This window comes from Cellulomonas fimi, assembly GCF_028527925.1.
GTDB classification, from domain to species: domain Bacteria; phylum Actinomycetota; class Actinomycetes; order Actinomycetales; family Cellulomonadaceae; genus Cellulomonas; species Cellulomonas fimi_C.
On record NZ_JAPESW010000018.1, the window covers coordinates 1 to 19,097 of the forward strand.

13 protein-coding genes are annotated in these 19,097 nt (G+C 74.9%); 10 read left to right on the forward strand and 3 right to left on the reverse strand.

Annotation, left to right across the window (positions count from 1 at the left end):
• From OMK64_RS10185 to OMK64_RS10230, 10 genes are all read left to right on the forward strand, one after another.
• A partial coding sequence (locus OMK64_RS10185; RefSeq protein ID WP_272728026.1) for a hypothetical protein occupies positions 1–632 on the forward strand: 632 nt, incomplete at its 5' end.
• A 124-nt stretch (positions 633–756) separates the two neighbouring features.
• Positions 757–1,569 (forward strand): ABC transporter ATP-binding protein, encoded by an 813-nt coding sequence (locus OMK64_RS10190; protein ID WP_272728028.1) that lies wholly within the window; start codon positions 757–759, stop codon positions 1,567–1,569.
• A complete protein-coding gene (locus OMK64_RS10195; RefSeq protein WP_272728031.1) occupies positions 1,569–4,121 on the forward strand; it encodes an ABC transporter permease in 2,553 nt (850 codons plus the stop codon). The genes OMK64_RS10190 and OMK64_RS10195 overlap by 1 nt, the downstream gene beginning before the upstream one ends.
• A gap of 183 nt (positions 4,122–4,304) precedes the next feature.
• Positions 4,305–7,604 (forward strand): hypothetical protein, encoded by a 3,300-nt coding sequence (locus tag OMK64_RS10200; protein WP_272728033.1) that lies wholly within the window; start codon positions 4,305–4,307, stop codon positions 7,602–7,604.
• A 179-nt stretch (positions 7,605–7,783) separates the two neighbouring features.
• Positions 7,784–8,809 (forward strand): hypothetical protein, encoded by a 1,026-nt coding sequence (locus tag OMK64_RS10205; RefSeq protein WP_272728035.1) that lies wholly within the window; start codon positions 7,784–7,786, stop codon positions 8,807–8,809.
• Entirely contained in the window at positions 8,806–10,635 is a 1,830-nt protein-coding gene (locus OMK64_RS10210) for a YhgE/Pip domain-containing protein (RefSeq protein ID WP_272728037.1), read from the forward strand. The genes OMK64_RS10205 and OMK64_RS10210 overlap by 4 nt, the downstream gene beginning before the upstream one ends.
• A gap of 399 nt (positions 10,636–11,034) precedes the next feature.
• Positions 11,035–11,508 (forward strand): aromatic ring-opening dioxygenase LigA, encoded by a 474-nt coding sequence (locus tag OMK64_RS10215; RefSeq protein ID WP_272728039.1) that lies wholly within the window; start codon positions 11,035–11,037, stop codon positions 11,506–11,508.
• Positions 11,509–11,727: 219 nt separating this feature from the next.
• The gene (locus tag OMK64_RS10220) at positions 11,728–14,214 is read left to right on the forward strand and encodes a glycogen/starch/alpha-glucan phosphorylase (RefSeq protein ID WP_272728041.1); all 2,487 of its coding nucleotides are present in this window, start codon (positions 11,728–11,730) and stop codon (positions 14,212–14,214) included.
• Positions 14,215–14,321: 107 nt separating this feature from the next.
• Positions 14,322–14,726 (forward strand): DUF5997 family protein, encoded by a 405-nt coding sequence (locus OMK64_RS10225; RefSeq protein ID WP_272728044.1) that lies wholly within the window; start codon positions 14,322–14,324, stop codon positions 14,724–14,726.
• 210 nt (positions 14,727–14,936) lie between these two features.
• Positions 14,937–16,457: a LamG-like jellyroll fold domain-containing protein gene (locus tag OMK64_RS10230; RefSeq protein WP_272728046.1), complete on the forward strand. Its 1,521-nt coding sequence runs from the start codon at positions 14,937–14,939 to the stop codon at positions 16,455–16,457.
• Between the two features lie 82 nt (positions 16,458–16,539).
• Here OMK64_RS10230 and OMK64_RS10235 read toward each other — a convergent pair whose 3' ends face one another.
• From OMK64_RS10235 to OMK64_RS10245, 3 genes are all read right to left on the reverse strand, one after another.
• The gene (locus OMK64_RS10235; RefSeq protein ID WP_272728048.1) at positions 16,540–17,397 is read right to left on the reverse strand and encodes a LysR family transcriptional regulator substrate-binding protein; all 858 of its coding nucleotides are present in this window, start codon (positions 17,395–17,397) and stop codon (positions 16,540–16,542) included.
• Positions 17,394–18,137 (reverse strand): tRNA (guanosine(46)-N7)-methyltransferase TrmB, encoded by a 744-nt coding sequence (trmB, locus tag OMK64_RS10240; protein WP_272728050.1) that lies wholly within the window; start codon positions 18,135–18,137, stop codon positions 17,394–17,396. The genes OMK64_RS10235 and trmB overlap by 4 nt, the downstream gene beginning before the upstream one ends.
• 118 nt (positions 18,138–18,255) lie before the next feature.
• The gene (locus OMK64_RS10245; protein ID WP_272728052.1) at positions 18,256–19,071 is read right to left on the reverse strand and encodes a VOC family protein; all 816 of its coding nucleotides are present in this window, start codon (positions 19,069–19,071) and stop codon (positions 18,256–18,258) included.
• Positions 19,072–19,097 lie beyond the last annotated feature (26 nt).

Genomic DNA, 19,097 nt, shown 5'->3' on the forward strand with positions numbered 1-19,097 from the left:
CGCCGGGCCCGCGCGACTGGCTGTTCGGGACCGGGGCGACGCGCGCCGAACGGGGCGTCGTGTGGGCGACCACGGCCCTCGCGGTCGGCGTCCTGCTGCTCACCGCACCCGACGACTGGTCCTGGCTGACGTGGGCGGTGGTGCTCCTCGTCGCGCTCGACGTCACGGGCGGTGTCGCCGCGAACGCGCTCGGCTCGGCCAAGAGGCTCTACCACGCCCCGCTCGCGCCACCCGTCACCCGGGTCGACCGGGTGCTGCACGACCACGTCGCGTTCACCGCGCTGCACGTCCACCCGTTCGTCCTCGCGGCGGTCGTGCCGGACACGACCTGGGTGTGGGCGCTGTGGTGGTACCTCGTGCCGCTCGCGGGCGTGATCGTGGTGCGGTCCGTCCCCGCCTACCTCGAGCGGCCCGTCGCGCTCGGATTCGCGACCGTCGCGCTCGTCGCCGCACCCATCGCGGGAACGCCCGACGGGCTCGCGTGGTTCGGACCTGTGATGGTGCTCAAGCTCGTCGTCGCGCACGCCGTCCGGGAGGAGCCGTACCGGCCGGCACCGCGCACCGTCGACGTCGGCCCGGGGTCCGCCCCCGGGGGCCGACCCGACGCCGCTCAGGGTCCGACCAGGGCCTGACCAGGGACGTCACCCATGTCCCCCGCCGCCGCGCGCGAGGACCATCGTCCGTGGCGGGCATGCCTGGCGTGCCGTGAGGTGAGCACGGACGTCGGACGACGTGCCGGTGGGAGAGGTGGAGGACATGGCGAGGGACACGACCCCGATCGCGAGCGCGCGCGGGCTGGTCAAGACGTACGGCAAGGGCGACACCGCGGTGCACGCGCTCGCGGGCGTCGACGTCGACTTCGGCCGCGGCGAGCTCACGGCGATCATGGGCCCCTCCGGCTCGGGCAAGTCGACGCTCATGCACTGCATGGCGGGGCTCGACCGCACCGACGCGGGCACGGTCGTCGTCGACGGCCTCGAGGTGTCCGGCATGAACGAGCGCAGGCTGACCAAGCTGCGCCGCGACCGGCTCGGGTTCGTCTTCCAGGCGTTCAACCTCGTGCCGACCCTGACCGCGCTCGAGAACATGACGCTGCCCCTCGACATCGCGCGGCGTCCCGTCGACCGCGCGCACCTCGACACCGTCGTGCGGGCCGTCGGCCTCGAGGACCGCCTCGACCACAAGCCGTCCGAGCTCTCGGGCGGCCAGCAGCAGCGCGTCGCGTGCGCGCGGGCGCTCGTCACGCGGCCCGCCGTGGTGTTCGCCGACGAGCCCACCGGCAACCTCGACTCCACGTCGTCGGCCGAGGTGCTGGGCTTCCTGCGCCGGTCCGTCGACGAGCTCGGGCAGTCCGTCGTCATGGTCACGCACGACCCGACGGCCGCCTCCTACGCGCACCGCGTCCTGTTCCTGGCCGACGGGCGCCTGGTCGGGGAGGTCGTCGACCCCACGACCGAGTCGGTGCTCGCCGCGCTCGCGGCGCTCCGGCCGGCGCGGTCGACCGACCCCGCGGCTGCTCCCGCCGCGTCCGCCGCTCCCGTGGCGTCGTCGTCCCCCGCGGCTCTCTGATGGGCCGCGTCGCGCTCCGCGGGATCCGCGCGCACCTCGTGCGGTTCCTGCTCTCGCTGCTGGCCGTCGCGCTCGGCGTCGCGTTCGTCGCGGGCACGTTCGCGCTGCGCACCATGCTGTCCGGCACGTTCGACGGGATCGTCGACGCCGCCGCCCCCGCCGACGCGTACGTGCGCGTCGACCAGCCCGACGACGCGTCCGTCGTCATGGGCACCACGACCGCGCAGAGCGTCCCGCTCGAGCTCGTCGACGAGGTCGCCGCGGTCGACGGCGTCGCGCACGCGATCGGCGGCCTGTCCGGCACGATCGTCCTGGTCGGCGCCGACGGGACCGCGGTTCAGTCGACGCAGGCGCCCAGCCTCGCCCTCAACTACGTGCCCGACGACCCGTCGCTCGACGTGGTCGAGGGCCGCGGGCCGGAGCGCACGGGCGAGGTCGCGCTCGAGACGGCGACGCTCGAGTCGTCGGGCCTGTCCGTCGGCGACACGACGACGGCCGTGCTCGGCGGCCAGGTGACCGAGGTCGAGATCGTCGGCCGTGTCGACCTCGGCGGGCCGATGGCGGGCGCGACGATCGTGCTCGTCGACCAGCAGACGGCCCTCGACGTGCTCGCGCCCGACGGCGGCGGCGTCAACGAGATCGCCGTCTACGCGGCCGACGGGACGACGCCGCAGCAGCTCGTCGAGCACCTCGAACCGCTGGCCGGCGACGGCCTCGAGGTCGTCACGGGCGACGCGCTGCGCGCCGACAACAAGGCCGACATCGCGTCGCAGCTCGGCTTCATCACGACGTTCCTGCTGGTCTTCGCGGGTATCGCGCTGTTCGTCGGCGCGTTCATCATCTCCAACACGTTCGCCATGTCCGTCCGGCAGCGCATGCGCGAGCTCGCGCTGCTGCGCGCGGTCGGGGCGTCGCCGCTCCAGGTGTTCTCCTCCGTGCTCGTGCAGGCGGCGGTCGTCGGCCTGCTCGGGTCGGCGCTCGGCATCGCGGGCGGTCTGGCGCTGGTCTCCGGGCTGCGGGTCGTGCTCGGGTCGATCGGCATGGACCTGGTCGGGGACATCCCCGTCGACGGGGCGACGATCGTCGTGTCCCTCGTCGTCGGGACCGCGGTGAGCGTGCTCGCGGCCGCGCTGCCCGCCCGACGGGCCGCGCTCGTGCCGCCCGTCGAGGCCATGCGCGACGACGTCGCGGTGCCCGAGCGCTCGCTGCGCTGGCGCGCCGCGGGCGGCCTCGCGCTCGGGGCGGTCGGGGTCGCGGCGCTCGTCCTCGCGCTCGTGCGGCCCGAGGCGGACGCGGCCGAGGCGCTGCTCGGCGTCGGTGCGGGCGCGGTGCTCGTCGGGGTGCTCATGCTGTCGCCCGTCGTCGCGCGCGCCGCCGTCGGCGTCCTCGCGTGGCCGTTCGTGCGGCTGCTGCGGCCCGTCGGGCGGCTCGCGCGCGGCAACGTCGTGCGCAACCCGCGCCGTACCGCGAACACGGCCGGCGCGCTCATGATCGGCATGGCGCTCGTGGGTGCGGTGTCCGTCATCGCGGTGTCGGCGCAGCAGTCCGTGACGGGTGTCGTCGAGGCGCAGACCAACGCCGACGTCGTGGTCCGCTCGGCCACCATGGTCATCCCGTCCGGGGCCGTCGACGACGTCGCCGCGCTGCCCGAGGCCGGCACGTCCGACGCGGTCGCGTTCGCGCCGCTCGCGGTCGCCGGCCCGGGCGAGGAGCCCGCGGTCGACTACGTCATCGGGCTGGCCGACGGCACCCTCGGCCGGTCCGTCGAGGTCGAGCTCGTCGACGGGTCGCTCGACGCGCTCGAGTCGCTGAGCGCCGGGGAGGTCGCCGTCACGGAGGCCGCGGCCGACGAGCACGGATGGCAGGTCGGCGACGACCTCACCGTGACCGGCGCCGCCGGGCCGCAGGACCTGTCCGTCGTCGCGGTCTTCACGACGAACGTGCTCGGCGCGCCGCTCGTGGTGGACCAGGACGTGCTCGACACGCTCGTCCCCCGGGAGCAGCAGCAGGTCGACACCATCCTCGTGACCGCTGCCGCCGGGGTCAGCGCGACCGAGCTGCAGGACGCCGTCGCCGACGTCGTCGCGCCCTACGTCGTCGTGTCCGTGCTGACCCGCGACGAGTTCGTGTCGAACCTCGCCGACCAGGTCAACCAGCTGCTCGTCATCCTCTACGCGCTGCTCGGCCTGTCCGTCGTCATCGCGGTCCTCGGCATCGTCAACACGCTCGCGCTGTCGGTGATCGAGCGGACGCGTGAGATCGGGCTGCTGCGGGCCGTCGGGCTCGGGCGGCTCCAGCTCGCCGGGACGGTCACGATCGAGTCGGTCCTGACTGCCGTGTTCGGCACCGTGCTCGGGCTCGCGGTCGGCGTCGCCCTCGCCGCGACGATGCCGACCGTGTACGCCGACGACGGCCTGTCCGAGCTCGCCGTCCCGTGGGCGAACCTCGGCGCGATGGTCGCGCTGGCGGTCGTCGTCGGGGTGCTGGCCGCGCTGTGGCCGGGGATCCGCGCTGCCCGGCTCAAGGTGCTGGACGCCGTCGCGTACGAGTGACGGCCCCGCGACGCGGACCGTGCGGTGTCCTGCACGGTCCGCGCCGCGCCGCCCGGGCCGGCGGTGCGAGCCCCACGCCTCCCGGGTCGTGCGGACCGTCCGTCCGTGTGACAGTCGGAGGGACGTGTCCGGCAAGGGGCACGGGCGGGTCCGGCGCCGGCAAGGGCCCGCGGGGGAGGAACCGTGCGCCGTCCTGCCGTTCCCGTCGCGTCCGCCGTGCTGCTCGCGGTGCTCGCCGTCCTGGGGGCCGTCGCCCCGGCCGCCGCCGCCGTCGACCCCGCCGTCACCGGCCGCCTGTCGCTGTTCAAGCGCATCGAGAACCTCGACACCGGCGCGAGCGAGGGCCGTCGCGAGCTCTGGACGATGACCGCGGTGAACACCGAGGACCCCGCGTACACGTTCACCGGGAACGGGCTGAACGGCGTCCAGTCGCTCGTCGTGCCGGCGGGCGACTACACGATCAGCGAGTCCGGCGGCGTGCCCGGGTACGCGTTCGTGAGCTGGGACTGCGGCGCGGCGGGCACGTTCACGGACCCCGCGCCGACGATCACCGTCCCTGCCGACGGCACCGTCACGTGCACGGTCCGCAACGACGCGATCCAGCCGAGGCTCACGCTGCGGAAGGTCGTGACGGGAGGCCCCGCCTCGCCCAACGCGTGGAACCTCACCGCGCAGGGACCCACGACCGTCACCGGCCCGGGCACCGCGAGCGGGCCGGTGCGCATCGGCGAGTACCAGCTGTCGGAGACCGCCGGGCCGTCCGGGTACACCGCGAGCGCCTGGACCTGCACGGGCGGCACGCAGACCGGGCCCTCGAGCGTCGTCGTCTCGCTCGGGCAGGACGTGGAGTGCGTCATCACGAACTCCCGCAGCCAGCCGACGCCGCACCTCGTGACGCTGCGCAAGGAGGTCGTGGGCGGCCCCGCGACGACCGCCGACTTCCTGCTGTCCGGGACCGGACCGCCCGGCACCGTCCAGGGTGTCTCCGGGTCGCCGACGGTCACCGAGGTGCCCGTCCCGTCCGGGACGTACACGCTCGCCGAGACACCGACCACGCCCGCCGCGCAGGCGGGCTACACGGCGTCGGCGTGGACCTGCACGGCGGGGACCGTCAGCGGCAGCACCCTCACGCTCGCCGACGGCGACGGGGACGCGGTGTGCACCGTCACGAACACGTGGACCGGCGGGACGCTCACGCTCGTCAAGCAGGTCGCGGGCGGCTCGCTGATCCCGCAGGCGTGGACCCTGTCCGCCACGGGGCCGGTGACCGTCAGCGGCCTCTCCGGCGGTCCCGGCGTCACGGGCGTGCAGGTGCCCGCGGGGACCTACGCGCTGGCCGAGTCGGGACCGACGAACTACACCACCTCCGGCTGGGTGTGCGACGGGGGAGCCGGCGGGCCCGGCACGGTCGAGGTCACCGCGGGCGCCGATGTCACCTGCACGATCACCAACACCATCGAGCGGGGGAGCCTCACGCTCGTCAAGGTCGTCGACAACCGGACCGGCGGCACCGCCGACCCGGGTGACTTCACGCTCACGGGCGTGAACGCGCCCGACGGGCTCGTCCTGAGCGGCCCGGCCGGGTCGGCCGCGGTCACGCGGCAGGCCGTCGACGTCGGCTCGTCGTGGGCGCTGTCCGAGGACGGCCCGCCCGGCTACAGCGCGGGACCGTGGACGTGCGACGGCGCCCCGGTCGTCGGCGACGTCGTGACGGTCGACCAGCCCGCCGACGTCGTCTGCACCGTGGTGAACACCTGGGCCGGGGCGTTCCTCACGCTCGTCAAGGACGTCGAGGGCAGCAGCGCGCCGCCCGCCGCCTGGACGCTCACGGCCACCGGCGCCGACACGACCGTGACCGGCCCCAGCGGGTCGGCGGCCGTCACGCGCGTGCCCGTGCCGGCCGGCGACTACACGCTCGGTGAGTCCGCGATCGCCGGCTTCACCGCCGCCGGCTGGACCTGCGGCACGGCGCCGGTCACCGGCGACGTCGTCACGCTCGCCGCGGGCGACGACGTCACGTGCACCGTCACGAACGTCGCGACCCAGCCGCACCTGACCCTGTCCAAGCTCGTCGCCAACGACGCCGGCGGCACCGCGACCGCGACGCAGTGGACCCTGTCCGCGACCGGGCCGACCTCGTTCAGCGGCACCACCGGTAGCCCCGCCGTCACGCGCGTCGCGATCACACCCGGGACCTACCAGCTCGCCGAGTCGCCCGAGACCACCCCCGGGTACGAGGCGTCGGACTGGCTGTGCGAGGCCGGCGGCACGTTCGTCGACGCGCCCGACGGCGTCCTCGTCGTCCCCGCGACCGCCGCCGACGGGTCGCCGTTCACCGACGACGTCCGCTGCTCGATCGTGAACTCCGACGTGGCGCCCCTGCTCACGCTCGTGAAGAGGCTCGACAACCGCGGCGGCGGCCCCGCGGTGCCGTCCGCGTTCGTCCTGCTCGGCATCGGCGACGGCGGGCTGCTCGTCGGTGCGACGGGCAGCGCGACCGTCACGGACGTCCCGGTCGGCGCGGGCAGCTACCGGCTCACCGAGATCGGTGCGCCGCGCTACGTCACCGAGGGCTGGACGTGCGTCGACGCCGACGGCGGCACCGTGCCGGTGGCGGGGGACGGCACGATCACGCTCGACCTCGCCGACGACGTGACGTGCGCGGTCACGAACCGCTGGACGGGCGCGCAGCTCACGCTCGCCAAGTCCGTCGACGGCGGACCGGCCGCCGCGCAGGACTGGACCCTCGTCGCGTCGTCGCCCGGCGGCTCGTCCTTCAGCGGCACGTCCGGCACCCCGGAGGCGACCGGCGTCGTCGTGCCCGGGACGTACACGCTCACCGAGCTCCCGCGGACGTCCGTCGCCGACCTCGGCTACGAGCCCGACGGGTGGGACTGCGGACCCGACCACCCCGTGCTCGACGGGACCGTCGCGCTCGCCGAGAACGACGAGGTGACGTGCACCGCGACGAACGCCTGGGTCGGCGGAACCCTCACGCTCCAGAAGGTCGTGTTCGGCGGGGACGCGCAGCCGTCCGACTTCACGCTCGTCGCGACCGGCCCCACCGGGTCGTGGGAGGGACCCGGCGGGAGCGCGGCGGTGCGCTCGATCCCCGTCGTGCCGGGCGTGTACCGGTTGGCCGAAGGACTCGGCGGACCCGTCGGGTACCGGTTCGAGCGGTGGACGTGCGACGGCGCGACCGTCCTGGGCGACGCTGTCGTCGTCCCGCAGGACGCAGACGTGACGTGCGCCGCGCTCAACGTCTACGTCCCGGCCGTCGACCCGCCGGACCCGCCGGGGCCGCCTCAGCCGCCGCTGCCTCCCGGCCCGCCCGGACCCCCGCCCCCGGCAGGGACCGACACCGGAGGCGGCGCCGCGCTCGCCACCACCGGCTCGACGACGGCCGCGCTCCTCGCGGTCGCGCTCGGGCTCCTCGTCGCGGGGGCGGGCGCGCGCGTCGTCGTCCGCCGCCGGACCGTCTGACGCTGCGCGCGCCGCGGGACGACCTCGGTGGGCCGCGCGTCGCGGGAACGTCCCCGGCGCGACGCACGCCGCACGACCGTGCGGGCGCCCGCCGAGCCCGAGCAGGCGCGTCGCGCGCGGCCCGGTCGCGTCCGTGCTTGGCTGACCACGGGTGCGACATCCGACGCTGGGGGGCGCCGATGACCGACCGCCGAGCAGAGCCCGCGCGCAGCGACGGGCCCGACGACGACGCGTCCCCGGGCGCGCCTGACGTGCCGGCGCCGACGACCGCCGACGACGCCACCGCCGGCCACGAGGCGCGCGCCGACGGAGACGCGACCGCCGCTCCGCCCGACACCGCGCGGCCGGCCACCGGTCCGTCGTCCGACCGTCCGCTCCCGAGCGAGGCGACCGCACCCGCCGGCCCGACCGCACCCGTCCCCGTCGTCGGCACCGCGCCGACCCCGCCCGTCCGCACGCCGCCGCCGGCAGCACCCACCGCCCCGCTCCCGCGCGCCGTCCCGCCCGCACCCATGCCGCCCGCGGCGATCGGCGCGGCCGTCGGCACGGTGCTGGTGCCCGACGCGTCGACGCCCGTCCTGGAGGCGGCGGGCGTCGGCGTGCGCGACCGCTCGCGCTGGCTCGTCCGGGGTCTCGACCTCAGCCTCGCCGCCCGCACGGTCACGTGGCTCGTCACGCTCGACCCGTTCGCGCGCGACGCGACGGCCCTCGCGCTCGCGGGCCGCCTGGCGGTCGACGAGGGGCACGTCCACGTCGTCGACCCGCGGGACGCGACACGCCGGTCGGGCCGGGCCGTGCGCCGCGTCGTCGGGATCGGCTGGGTGCCGCGGCTGCGGCTGCTGGAGGACCGCGCGCGCGTCGGCGAGGTCGTCCGGCAGGCGCACCGGCGGGCGGGGACGCGGCTCGACGACGAGACGCTCGACGCGCTGCTCACGGACGCGGGCCTGGCCGGCGCGGCCGGGCAGGCCGCCGACGACCTCCCGGCGTCGCAGAAGGCGCTGCTGGGTCTCGTCGCCGCCGTCGCGGGCGACCCGCCGGTGGTCGTCGCACCGTTCCCGTCCGGGTCGACGCAGGACCGCGACGCGATGACGTCGTTCACCGAACGGCTCGCGCGCGAGGGGTCGACGGTCCTCGTCGTGACCGCGGGCGACTTCCGCCCGCCCGACGCCGGTGCGCTCACGCGCATCGTGGGGCGCGTCGCATGAGGGCCGCGGGGCTGACGCTCGCGCGGTTCGTGCGCGACCGGTTCGCGGCGCTCGTGCTGGTCGGGGTGCTCGCCGTGCCGGCGATCTACGGCGGCGTGCTCGTCTGGGGCTACTGGGACCCGTACGCGCGCTCGGGCCACATCCCGGCCGCGCTGGTGAACCTCGACGAGCCCGTGCAGACGAGCGACGGCAGCGACCTCGCGGCGGGCGACGACCTCGAACGCGTGGTCCTCACCTCCGACACCCTCGACTGGACCGCGACCGACGCCGACAGCGCCGCGCAGGGCCTCGAGGACAAGACGTACTACGTCGTCGTCACGATCCCGCCGGAGTTCTCCGCGCAGGTCGCGTCGCTGTCGAGCGCCGACCCGCAGCAGGCGCGCGTCGAGGTCCGCACCAACGACGCGGGCAACTACCTCGTCGGGGTGCTCGCCAAGGACGCGTCGCAAGCCGTCGAGGGGACCGCCGGGAGCCAGGTGCAGGCCGACTACCTCGACGTCGTGTACGGCCTGCTCGGGCAGGCGAAGGACGCCGGGGGCGAGGTCGGCGGGTCCGCGCAGGAGCTCGCGGACGGCACGCAGGAGGCCGCCGACGCCGCGCGGCAGGTCGCCGACGGCGCCGCGCAGGTCGCGGACGGCGTCGCGCAGGTCGCCGACGCGCTCGCCGACGTCGACGACGCCGTGCAGGACGCCCCCGCGCTCGCGGACTCGGTCGCCAACGTGGCGTCGTCGGTCGCGGCCCGGACGTCCGGGGCCGCCGACGCCGCGCAGGACGTCTCGGCCCGCCTCACGGCCCTCGAGCAGCAGCTCGCGGCCGGGGGACAGGCCGACGCGGCGGCGCGCGTCGCGGAGATCCGCGACTCGTTCGAGGCGACGGTCCTGCCTGCCGTCGAGGACGCCGCCGACGACGCGTCCGACATCGCCGACGACGCCAGCGCGCTCTCGGACCTCGCGACCGAGGCCGTCACGGCCGCGGACCAGGCGAACCAGCAGGGCCAGGCCCTCGCCGACGGCGCACAGGCGGTCGCGGACGGGTCGGAGGACCTCGCGACGGTGCTCGCCGACCAGCTCGCACCCGGCGCGCAGCAGCTCGCCGACGGGCTCGCGCAGGCCGCGGAGCGGCTCGACGTGCCGATCACCGACGTGGACCGCGAGACGTTCGGGGAGGTGCTGTCCCGGCCGGTCACCGTCGAGCAGGTCCGCGACAACCCGATCGCGCACTTCGGCGACGGCTTCACGAGCTACTTCGCGGGCCTCGGGCTGTTCGTCGGCGCGGTGTTCGTCTTCCTCGTGCTGTCGCCGCTGGACCGGCGCGGGCAGCTCTGGGGTGCGGGCCCGCTCGCCGTCGCCGGGGCGCCCCTGCTGGCCGGTGGCGCCGTCGTGCTGCTGCAGGCGGCGCTGTTGTTCGGCGCGCTGCTGCTGGTCGGGGTCGCGCCCGACGCGCCGTGGGTCCTGCTCGGGGTGCTCGCCGCGTCGGCCGTGTGCTTCGTCGCCCTCATGCAGCTGCTCAAGGCCGCGTTCGGGCTGGTCGGCGAGTTCGTCGGGGTGATCCTGCTGGTCCTGCAGGTCGCCGCCGGCGAGGGCGCGTACCCGATCCAGACGTTCGGCACGTTCTTCCAGACCGTGCACCCCTACCTGCCGATGAGCTGGACCAACGACGCGGTGCGCCGCGCGGTCGCTGGCGGCCCGCTGACGCCCTACGTGTGGGTCGACCTCGCGCTGCTGCTCGGCACCGCCGCCGTCGCGTTCGGGCTGACGTGCCTGGCCGCCCGGCGTCGCGAGCGGTGGACCCCGGCGCGCCTGCGCCCGTCGGTCGAGCTCGTCTGACCTCGCCCCTCGGCACCGGAGGTGTGGCCCGATCCGGTGAAGCCGCAGGTCCGCAGTGACCTAAGTCCCGCGCCACGGCGTCGCGGGGGGAGTGAGATTGCGGGCATGGCCCCGGGCAACCGGCAGGTGCGGCCGGCCGGGGCAGCAGGGGGCACGACGCCGGGGCGTGGGGACGCGCTCCGGCGAGGAGGAGGGCGCGTCCGACCCCCGGTCCCCGCGCGCCCTCCTCCGTGCGCCTGCCCGAAAAGGGCGGATGACCTGCGACGACACCGTGGAAAAACGTGGGACTTGGGTCCCGTACGTGAAGCAGATGTGAACGCAACGATCGTCATGTGAGCCCGATCGGCTCACCGGATCTGGGGAGATCCGCACTCCGGGGGTACCGAAAGGTCACGAACCATGAGCACCAGCACCGTCACCACCAAGTCGCCGGCCCGCCTGATCGGCCTGATCGTCATGATCCTCGGCGGCATCTTCCTCGTCTCGGGCGCCGTCACGTGGGGTGCCGTCTCGAGCAACCTGCGCGCCGAGAACATCACGGTCTCGGAGGACGCGGACATGTTCGCGAACCAGATCGTCGACACGCCCTGGGAGGCGTACTCGCAGGCCGCGATCATCAACCACCACGCGCTCGAGGCGTCGGGCGGCAAGACCTACGCCGAGCTGGACCGTGAGGACCCGGTCCGCGCCACGGTGATGAACGGCTCGTTCCTGCGGGCGTCGCTGTTCACCTCGGTCGTCGCCTTCGGTGTCGCGCTCCTCGTCATGGGCGTCGGCGTCACCTTCGGGCTCGTGGGCTGGGCCATCCGTTCGCTCGGCACCGTCGTCGCCGGAACCTCGACGGTCGAGCGGCCCGCGGTGGCCGCGGTCTGACACCGCACGGCGAACCCGCCAGCACGGCGGTGACCCCGCCGCGGTGAGGACCACCGGGAGGCCGGCACCCGACCAGGGGGTGCCGGCCTTCCGCACGCCTGCCCCGCACCTGTCCGCAGCACCCCGGCCCGACCCGGACGACCGTCCGGCGGGCCCGGCAGGGTGCCATGACCTGCACCGTCACCGCAACGGTGACCTTCTGGGAGGAGCGCCGCTACCGTGAGTGAGGTGACAGCGAACACCGAACCCGTCGCGACGCGTGAGCGCACTGTCGAGGGCTTCGTGCGGGAGTACCTGCGCGAGCTCAACTTCGGGCAGGGAGTCGACCTCTCCCGGGCGTCCGTCAACGACCAGTACCTCGCGCTGGCCCGCACCGTCCGCCACTACCTCATGGTCCGCTGGCTCGAGACCCTGCGCCGGCAGTCCGAGCTCCAGGCCAAGTCCGTCGCCTACCTGTCCGCCGAGTTCCTGCTGGGGCGCCAGCTCGACAACGCCCTGCTCGCCGCCGACCTCACCGACATCGTCGAGGAGGGCCTCGCGGGCCTCGGGATCAGCCTCGACACGCTGCGCCAGGCCGAGGTCGAGCCCGGTCTCGGCAACGGCGGCCTCGGCCGGCTGGCCGCGTGCTTCATCGACTCGCTCGCCACCATGAACGTCCCGTCGATCGGCTACGGGATCCGCTACGAGTACGGCATCTTCCGCCAGACCTTCGTCGACGGCTGGCAGGTCGAGAAGCCCGACTCGTGGCTCACGCTCGGCTCGCCGTGGGAGTTCCCGCACCCCGAGATGGCCGTCAATGTGAGCTTCGGCGGGACCGTCGAGGACTACGAGGACGACGACGGCACCACCCGCAAGCGCTGGGTCCCGGGCTGGAGCGTGCTCGGCGTCCCGTACAACTACATGGTCCCCGGGTACGGCAACAACCGCGTCAACACCCTGCGCCTGTGGTCCGCCCGCGCGACGCGCGCGTTCGACCTGCAGATCTTCAACTCCGGCGACTACGCCCAGGCGGTCCGCGCGCAGACCTTCGCCGAGAACATCTCGAAGGTCCTCTACCCCGAGGACTCGACGCCGCAGGGCAAGGAGCTGCGGCTCCAGCAGCAGTACTTCTTCGTCGCGTGCTCGCTCAAGGACTTCGTCGACCAGGTGCTGCCGAAGGACTTCGACCTCACGCGCCTGCCCGACCGCATCCACTTCCAGCTCAACGACACGCACCCCGTCATCGCGATCCCGGAGCTCATGCGGATCCTCGTCGACGAGAAGAAGTGGGCCTGGGACGACGCGTGGAGCGTCGTGCGGCAGGTCTTCTCCTACACGTGCCACACGCTGCTGCCCGAGGCGCTCGAGGTGTGGTCCGTCGAGCTGCTCGGCCGGCTCCTGCCGCGCCACCTCGAGATCATCTACCGCATCAACGAGGAGTTCCTCGAGGGGCTGCGCGCCGCGTACCCCGACGACGAGCTGCGGGCGCGACGCATGTCGATCATCGCGGAGTTCCCCGAGCGGGGGATCCGCATGGCGCACCTCGCGACCGTCGCGGCCGTCAAGGTCAACGGCGTCGCGGAGCTGCACTCGCAGCTGCTGCGCGACAAGGTGCTGCACGACTTCGCCGAGTACTACCCCGGCAAGTTCACCAACGTGACCAACGGCATCACGCCGCGCCGGTTCCTGCGGCTGTCCAACCCCGGCCTGTCCGGGCTGGTCACCGAGGTCCTCGGCTCCGAGAGGTGGGTCACGGACCTCGACGAGCTGCGTGCGCTCGAGCCGCTGGCCGAGGACGCCGAGTTCCGGCGGCGGTTCCGTGAGGTCAAGGCCGCGAACAAGCGCCGGCTCGTCGACGTGCTCGCCGAGCGCGACGGCATCGTGCTCGACCCCGAGACGATGTTCGACGTCATGGTCAAGCGCCTGCACGAGTACAAGCGGCAGACCCTCAAGCTGCTGCACATCGTGTCGCTCTACGACCAGATCTCGTCGGGTGCGCTCGACCCCGCCGACGTGACGCCCCGGACGTTCGCGTTCGGCGCGAAGGCCGCGCCCGGCTACCGGATGGCCAAGCAGATCATCGGCCTCATCAACGCGGTCGGGCGGACCGTCAACGCCGACCCCGCGGTCAAGGGGCGGCTCACCGTCGCGTTCCCGGCGAACTACAACGTGACGCTCGCCGAGACCCTCATCCCCGCCGCCGACCTGTCCGAGCAGATCTCGCTCGCCGGCAAGGAGGCGTCCGGCACCGGGAACATGAAGTTCATGCTCAACGGCGCCCTGACGATCGGGACGGACGACGGCGCGAACGTCGAGATCCGCCAGCTCGTCGGCGACGAGAACTTCTTCCTGTTCGGCCTGACGGAGCCGGAGGTCGCGGACGTCGTCGAGCGCGGCTACCACCCGACGTCGTACTACGAGACGAACCCGAAGCTGCGCCGCGCGCTCGACCTCATCGCGTCGGGCGCCTTCTCCGGGGGCGACCGCAGCGTGTTCGAGCCCGTCGTGTCGAACCTGCTGAACGAGGACCGGTTCCTGGTGCTCGCGGACTTCCAGGCGTACGTCGACGCGCAGGCCCGCGTCGACGCCGCGTACGCCGACCCGGAGGCGTGGACACGGTCGGCGATCATCAACGTCGCGCGTGCCGGGTTCTTCTCGTCCGACCGGTCGATGCGCGACTACCTCGAGCGCGTCTGGCACGCGACCCCCGTCCCCCCGGGCGCCTGACCCCGGCCGACCCGCCTCGACCCGTGGGGCCCCGTCGCGACGTGCGGCGGGGCCCCACGGGCGTCCGGGGCGCGGTCGTCGGCGCGGACGGTCGTTAGGGTGGGCGCGTGAGCCCCAAGAAGCCGCAGGAGATGAAGCCGTCGACCGCGGCCGCCAAGCTCGACGTCTACCTCCCCGCGACGCCGCCCGAGTTCCAGGCCGGCCCCGTGACGCGAGACGAGCTCGCCGACCTCCAGCGCAACCCCCCGCAGTGGCTCGTCGACCTGCGCCGCGACGGGCCGCACCCGCGCACCGTCGTCGCGGGCCGCCTGCGCGTCTCGATCAGCGGCCTCGCGCGCGGCGGCATCACGGATCCGCTCACGACCGAGCAGATCGACGCGCTCATCGCCGACCCGCCCGAGTGGCTGGTCCGCGAGCGTGCGACGTTCGAGGAGGTCCGCCGCGAGGAGCGCCGCCTGCGCGCCCGCGCGACGGACCGCCGCGCCGAGGCGGCCAAGCGCGCGCAGGACTGACCCCACGGCACCCCCGCGTTGCCGCCGAGGTCGTGAGGTCGCGGCGAGATCGTGCGATCCCGCGCGTGACGTCGCCAGGACGTCACGACGTCGAGACCGCCGAACGGGCCCGTGGTGTCGGGGCGCTCCGCTACGGTGCAGCCGGACGTCGCCCGTCCCCGGGAAGGACCGGGGGTCCCGCGGGCACGCCGCACGACGCGGAGGTCGTAGATGCGCAGGTCGGTCCAGTGGTCCACCCCCGGTCGGAGCGGGCGCGCGCGTGGCGCGGTCGTGGCCGCGCTCGTCGCGGCAGCCTCGCTGCTCGCACCGAGCGCCGCGACGGCGGCGCCACCGACGGCCGGCCACCCGCACCGTCTGGTGAATCGTGCGCCGCTCGCGCCCACCGACCTCGCGGTCGACCCGGGTGGTGCGTGCGCGGCCGGCGTGGCGGCGCCCGTCCGAAGCACGACGCCCACCCTGCGGGTCACGCTCACCGACCCGGACGGCGACCACGTCGCGCCGACCACCACGGTGCGCGACCGCGGCACCGGCAAAGTGGTGTGGCGTACGGGTATGGGCACCTCGCAGGCGTCCGGCTCGTCGCACGCGGTGCAGGTGCCGGCGGGCGTGCTCCGGGACGGCCGCACCTACGAGTGGGCGGTCGAGCCGCGCGACGCGCACGGTCGCAAGGGTCCCGTGGCTCGCTGCCTCCTGACCGTCGACGTCACCGCCCCTGGTGCCGTCGACGTCGCGCCCGCGCCGGGCTCGGCACCGGCGGCGTACGCGGAGGACACCACCGCGGGAGCCGTCGGCCTCGCGGGGCAGTTCCGGTTCTCCGCGTCGGCGGCTGACGGCGTCGTGGCGTTCGAGTACGCGGTGGCCGGTGTGCGCGACCGTGTCGGCGTCGCCGCCGGCGAGGCTTCGGCGACGGTCTCGTGGACGCCGGCGCTCGACGGTCCGACGGTGCTGACCGTGCAGGCGGTCGACGCGGCGGGCAATGTCGGTCCGGAGCGGTTCTACCGCTTCACCGTCGGCAGCCCGGTGGTCGAGCTCCCGTCGGACGCGCGGTGGAGGCTCGACGAGGGCGCCGGTGCGACCGCGGGGAGCGCGACCCCGACCGGCGCCGGTCCGACGCTGACGCTGTCGCCGTCGACCACCTGGACGGGCGGCCTCATGGCCGACCTCTTCGGCGAGGACGACGACCGCGCGCTGCTGCTCGACGAGGCCGGTGACGGAGCCGCGAGTGCCGGGCCGTTGCTCGACACCGCCTCGAGCTACTCGGTGATCGCTGTCGTCCGTGCCGACGGCACCGGGGCGGGCACCGTCGTGAGCCAGGACGGCGCAGGTGGTCCGGCATTCACGCTCGGGCAGCGGACCGACGGCTGCCCCGACGGCGTGATCTCGTGCTGGGCGTTCGACGTGGCCGGGGACGGCGCGTCGGAGGCGGTCGCGACGTCGACGGTCCCGGTCGTCCCGAGCGCGTGGGTGGCGCTCGTCGGCATCCGCGACGCCGCGACGGGAACGGTGCGGCTCGACGCCTGCTCGTTCGGCACCGCCGACCAGCCTGGCGACTTCCGCATCGTCACCGGTGCCGCGCAGCCCGTCGGTGCCACGCCGGCATCCTCCGGCCCGTTCCGGATCGGGACGGCGTCCGGTGGTGACGCGTGGTCAGGTGCGGTCGGCGGGCTCCGGACGTACGCGAAGGCCGTGGGCGCGCCCGAAGAGCGGATCGTCTGCAGTTCGGGCGTCTGACGCCGTCGGGGCAGGGCCGTGCGCGCCGCGTCGCGAGACGCCGCTGCGCTCGGCCCCGCCCGGGCCACGAGGCACTTCCCCCTCAGCGGCCGCGTCGGGGGCGTCGCGCCGCGGACCGGCCGGACCGGCCGCCGCTCTGCCCGCTGCCGGAGCTGCCGCGTGAACGCCCCGACGCGGGGTCGCGTCGCGAGGATCCGCCCGCGCCGCGCGCCGCGCTCGCGCCCTGCCCGCCGGCGCGCCCTGTCGTGCCAGGGCCCTTCTCAGCGGTCGACGACGCCTCCCGCTGCGGCGTGCCGCGGCCGCGCGACGAGCCGGCCGTGCGGCCGCGGACGATGCCGATGAACTCCTCGGTGAGGTCGTCATGGGCGTCGGTGAGCCAGGTGAGCGCGACGACCGAGCCGGGGGCGTCGGTGACCGGGCGGGAGACGAGGCCGCGGCGGTGGTGCAGGCGCGCGACCGACTGGGGGAGCAGGACGACGCCGATCCCCGCGGCGACGAGGTCGACGGCGTCGGCGGTGGTCGCGACCGCGCCGCCCGCGAACGGCTCACCGGGAGCGTCCGTCCAGCGGACGAGGTCGTCGTCGGGGCGGACCACGGTCTCGTCGGCGAGGTCCGCGGGCGTGACCTGCTCGGCGACGGAGAAGACGTGGTCGCGGGCGGCGACCACCACGGTCTCCTCGGTGTAGAGCGGGATCGCCGAGAGCGCGTCGCGGTCGACGGGCAGGCGCAGGATCGCCACGTCGGCGTCGCCCGCGCGCAGGGCGGGCTCGGCGTCCGGCGGCTCGACGACGACGAGCTCGAGCGGCACGTCGGCGAGGCGCTCGCGCCACACCCGCAGCCAGCGGTCGGGGTTCACGCCGGGCACGACGAGGACGCGGAACACGCGGGCCCCGCCGCCGGAGTCGTCGGCCGCGGGCGTGACGTGCTCGTCGGGGGTCATCGGGCTCTCCTCATGACGACGTCGCGGACTTCGTGGCCCAGGTCGATCCCGCGCTGCTCGAACTTGGTGACCGGCCGGTGCGCGGGACGTGCGACGAACCCGTCGGCGGTGTTCTCGAGGCCGGGGTCGGCCGCGAGGACGTCGAGCATCTGGTCGGCGTAGTCGGCCCAGTCGGTCGCGCAGTGCAGGGTGCCGCCGACGCGCAGCCGCGACCGCAGCAGCGCGACGTGCGCGGGCTGCACGAGCCGCCGCTTGTGGTGCCGGGCCTTGGGCCACGGGTCGGGGAAGAAGACGTGCACGGCGTCGAGCGTGCCCTCGGGGACGTGCCGGCGCACCAGGTCGAGCGCGTCGCCGTGCGCCACCCGCACGTTCGTCAGGCCCGCACGCTCGACGAGGACCAGCAGGTTCGCGACGCCCGGCAGGTGCGCCTCGACGGCCAGGTAGTCGCGCGACGGGTCGGCGGCGGCCATCGCGACGGTCGTCTCGCCCATGCCGGAGCCGATCTCCAGGACGAGCGGCGCCTCGCGGCCGAAGAGCGCCGCGACGTCGAGCGACCCGTCGGCGCGCAGCGGTGCCCGGCCCAGGGCGTCATCGTGCACCGAGAACCCGAACCGCGGCCACAGGTGCGCGAGCGCGCGCTCCCGCTCACGGCCGAGCGTCGCGCGGCGCGGGTGGAACGTCCGCAGCGGCTCGTGGGGTCGCGACGCGACGTGCCGGAACGCGTCGGAGGGCAGGCTCACCCCGCGAGCCTACGGAACCCGTGCCGGTGCTCGTCCTCGTCGCTCCCTGCGAGGGCTGACGGCCGCGCCGCCCGGCGTGCCGGCCCGCGGACCGGCACGCCGAGGGCCCGGCTGGTCGTCAGGCCGGAGCGTCGTCGGGCCGGCCCTCGTCAGGCCCGTCGTCGCTCTCCGCGATGAGCGCGAACACCTCGCCGAACGGGCCGGAGACGATCGACATACGGCCGTAGGGCGTGTCGGACGGCGGGCTCAGGACGGTGCCGCCGAGGTCGACCGCGCGCTGCGTCGCGAGGTCGGTGTCGGGCGTGCCGAAGTACAGCGTCCACGCGGCGGGCGTCTCGGGGTCGACCTTGTCGCTGTAGCCGCCGATGCCGCACACGAGCTGGCCGTCGAGCCGCACCGACGCGTACGTGAAGCCGGGGCCGCTCATGTCGTCGGCGGTGAACCCGAACACGTGCTGGTAGAACGCGAGCGACGCGGGCTGGTCGTGCGACATGACCTCGGTCCAGACGATCGCGCCGGGCTCGTCGGTGACGTCCCACCCGGTGTGCCCGTGCGGCTCCCAGCCGCCGAAGACGGCGCCCGTCGGGTCGACGAAGATCGCCATGGACCCGAAGTCGACGATCTCCATGCCCGGCAGCAGCACCTGCCCGCCCGCCTCGGTGACGGCGTCGGTCGTCGCGGCGAGGTCGTCGGTCGCGAGGTACAGGCACCAGGCCGACGGCGGTGCGGGGTCCTCCCCGGTCGGCTCGCCCATCCCGACGACGCGTCGACCGCCCACGAACGCCTGCGTGTACCCGCCGACCTCCGGGCCGCCGCGCTCGAACCGCCACCCCAGCAGGGCGCCGTAGAAGTCGATCGCGCGGTCCAGGTCCGGCACGGTGATGTCGGCCCAGGCGGGCGTGCCCGTGGGCCAGCTGCCCCGGTGCGTCGTCATCGGTCCTCCTCGTCGTCGGTGCGTGC

Excerpts from the sequence above, each read along its gene's own strand:
- OMK64_RS10230 (WP_272728046.1), top strand. The coding sequence starts at position 14,937 with ATGCGCAGGTCGGTCCAGTGGTCCACCCCCGGTCGGAGCGGGCGCGCG.
- OMK64_RS10210 (WP_272728037.1), top strand. The coding sequence starts at position 8,806 with ATGAGGGCCGCGGGGCTGACGCTCGCGCGGTTCGTGCGCGACCGGTTC.
- OMK64_RS10235 (WP_272728048.1), bottom strand. The coding sequence starts at position 17,397 with ATGACCCCCGACGAGCACGTCACGCCCGCGGCCGACGACTCCGGCGGC.
- OMK64_RS10190 (WP_272728028.1), top strand. The coding sequence starts at position 757 with ATGGCGAGGGACACGACCCCGATCGCGAGCGCGCGCGGGCTGGTCAAG.
- OMK64_RS10195 (WP_272728031.1), top strand. The coding sequence starts at position 1,569 with ATGGGCCGCGTCGCGCTCCGCGGGATCCGCGCGCACCTCGTGCGGTTC.
- OMK64_RS10205 (WP_272728035.1), top strand. The coding sequence starts at position 7,784 with ATGACCGACCGCCGAGCAGAGCCCGCGCGCAGCGACGGGCCCGACGAC.
- OMK64_RS10215 (WP_272728039.1), top strand. The coding sequence starts at position 11,035 with ATGAGCACCAGCACCGTCACCACCAAGTCGCCGGCCCGCCTGATCGGC.
- OMK64_RS10245 (WP_272728052.1), bottom strand. The coding sequence starts at position 19,071 with ATGACGACGCACCGGGGCAGCTGGCCCACGGGCACGCCCGCCTGGGCC.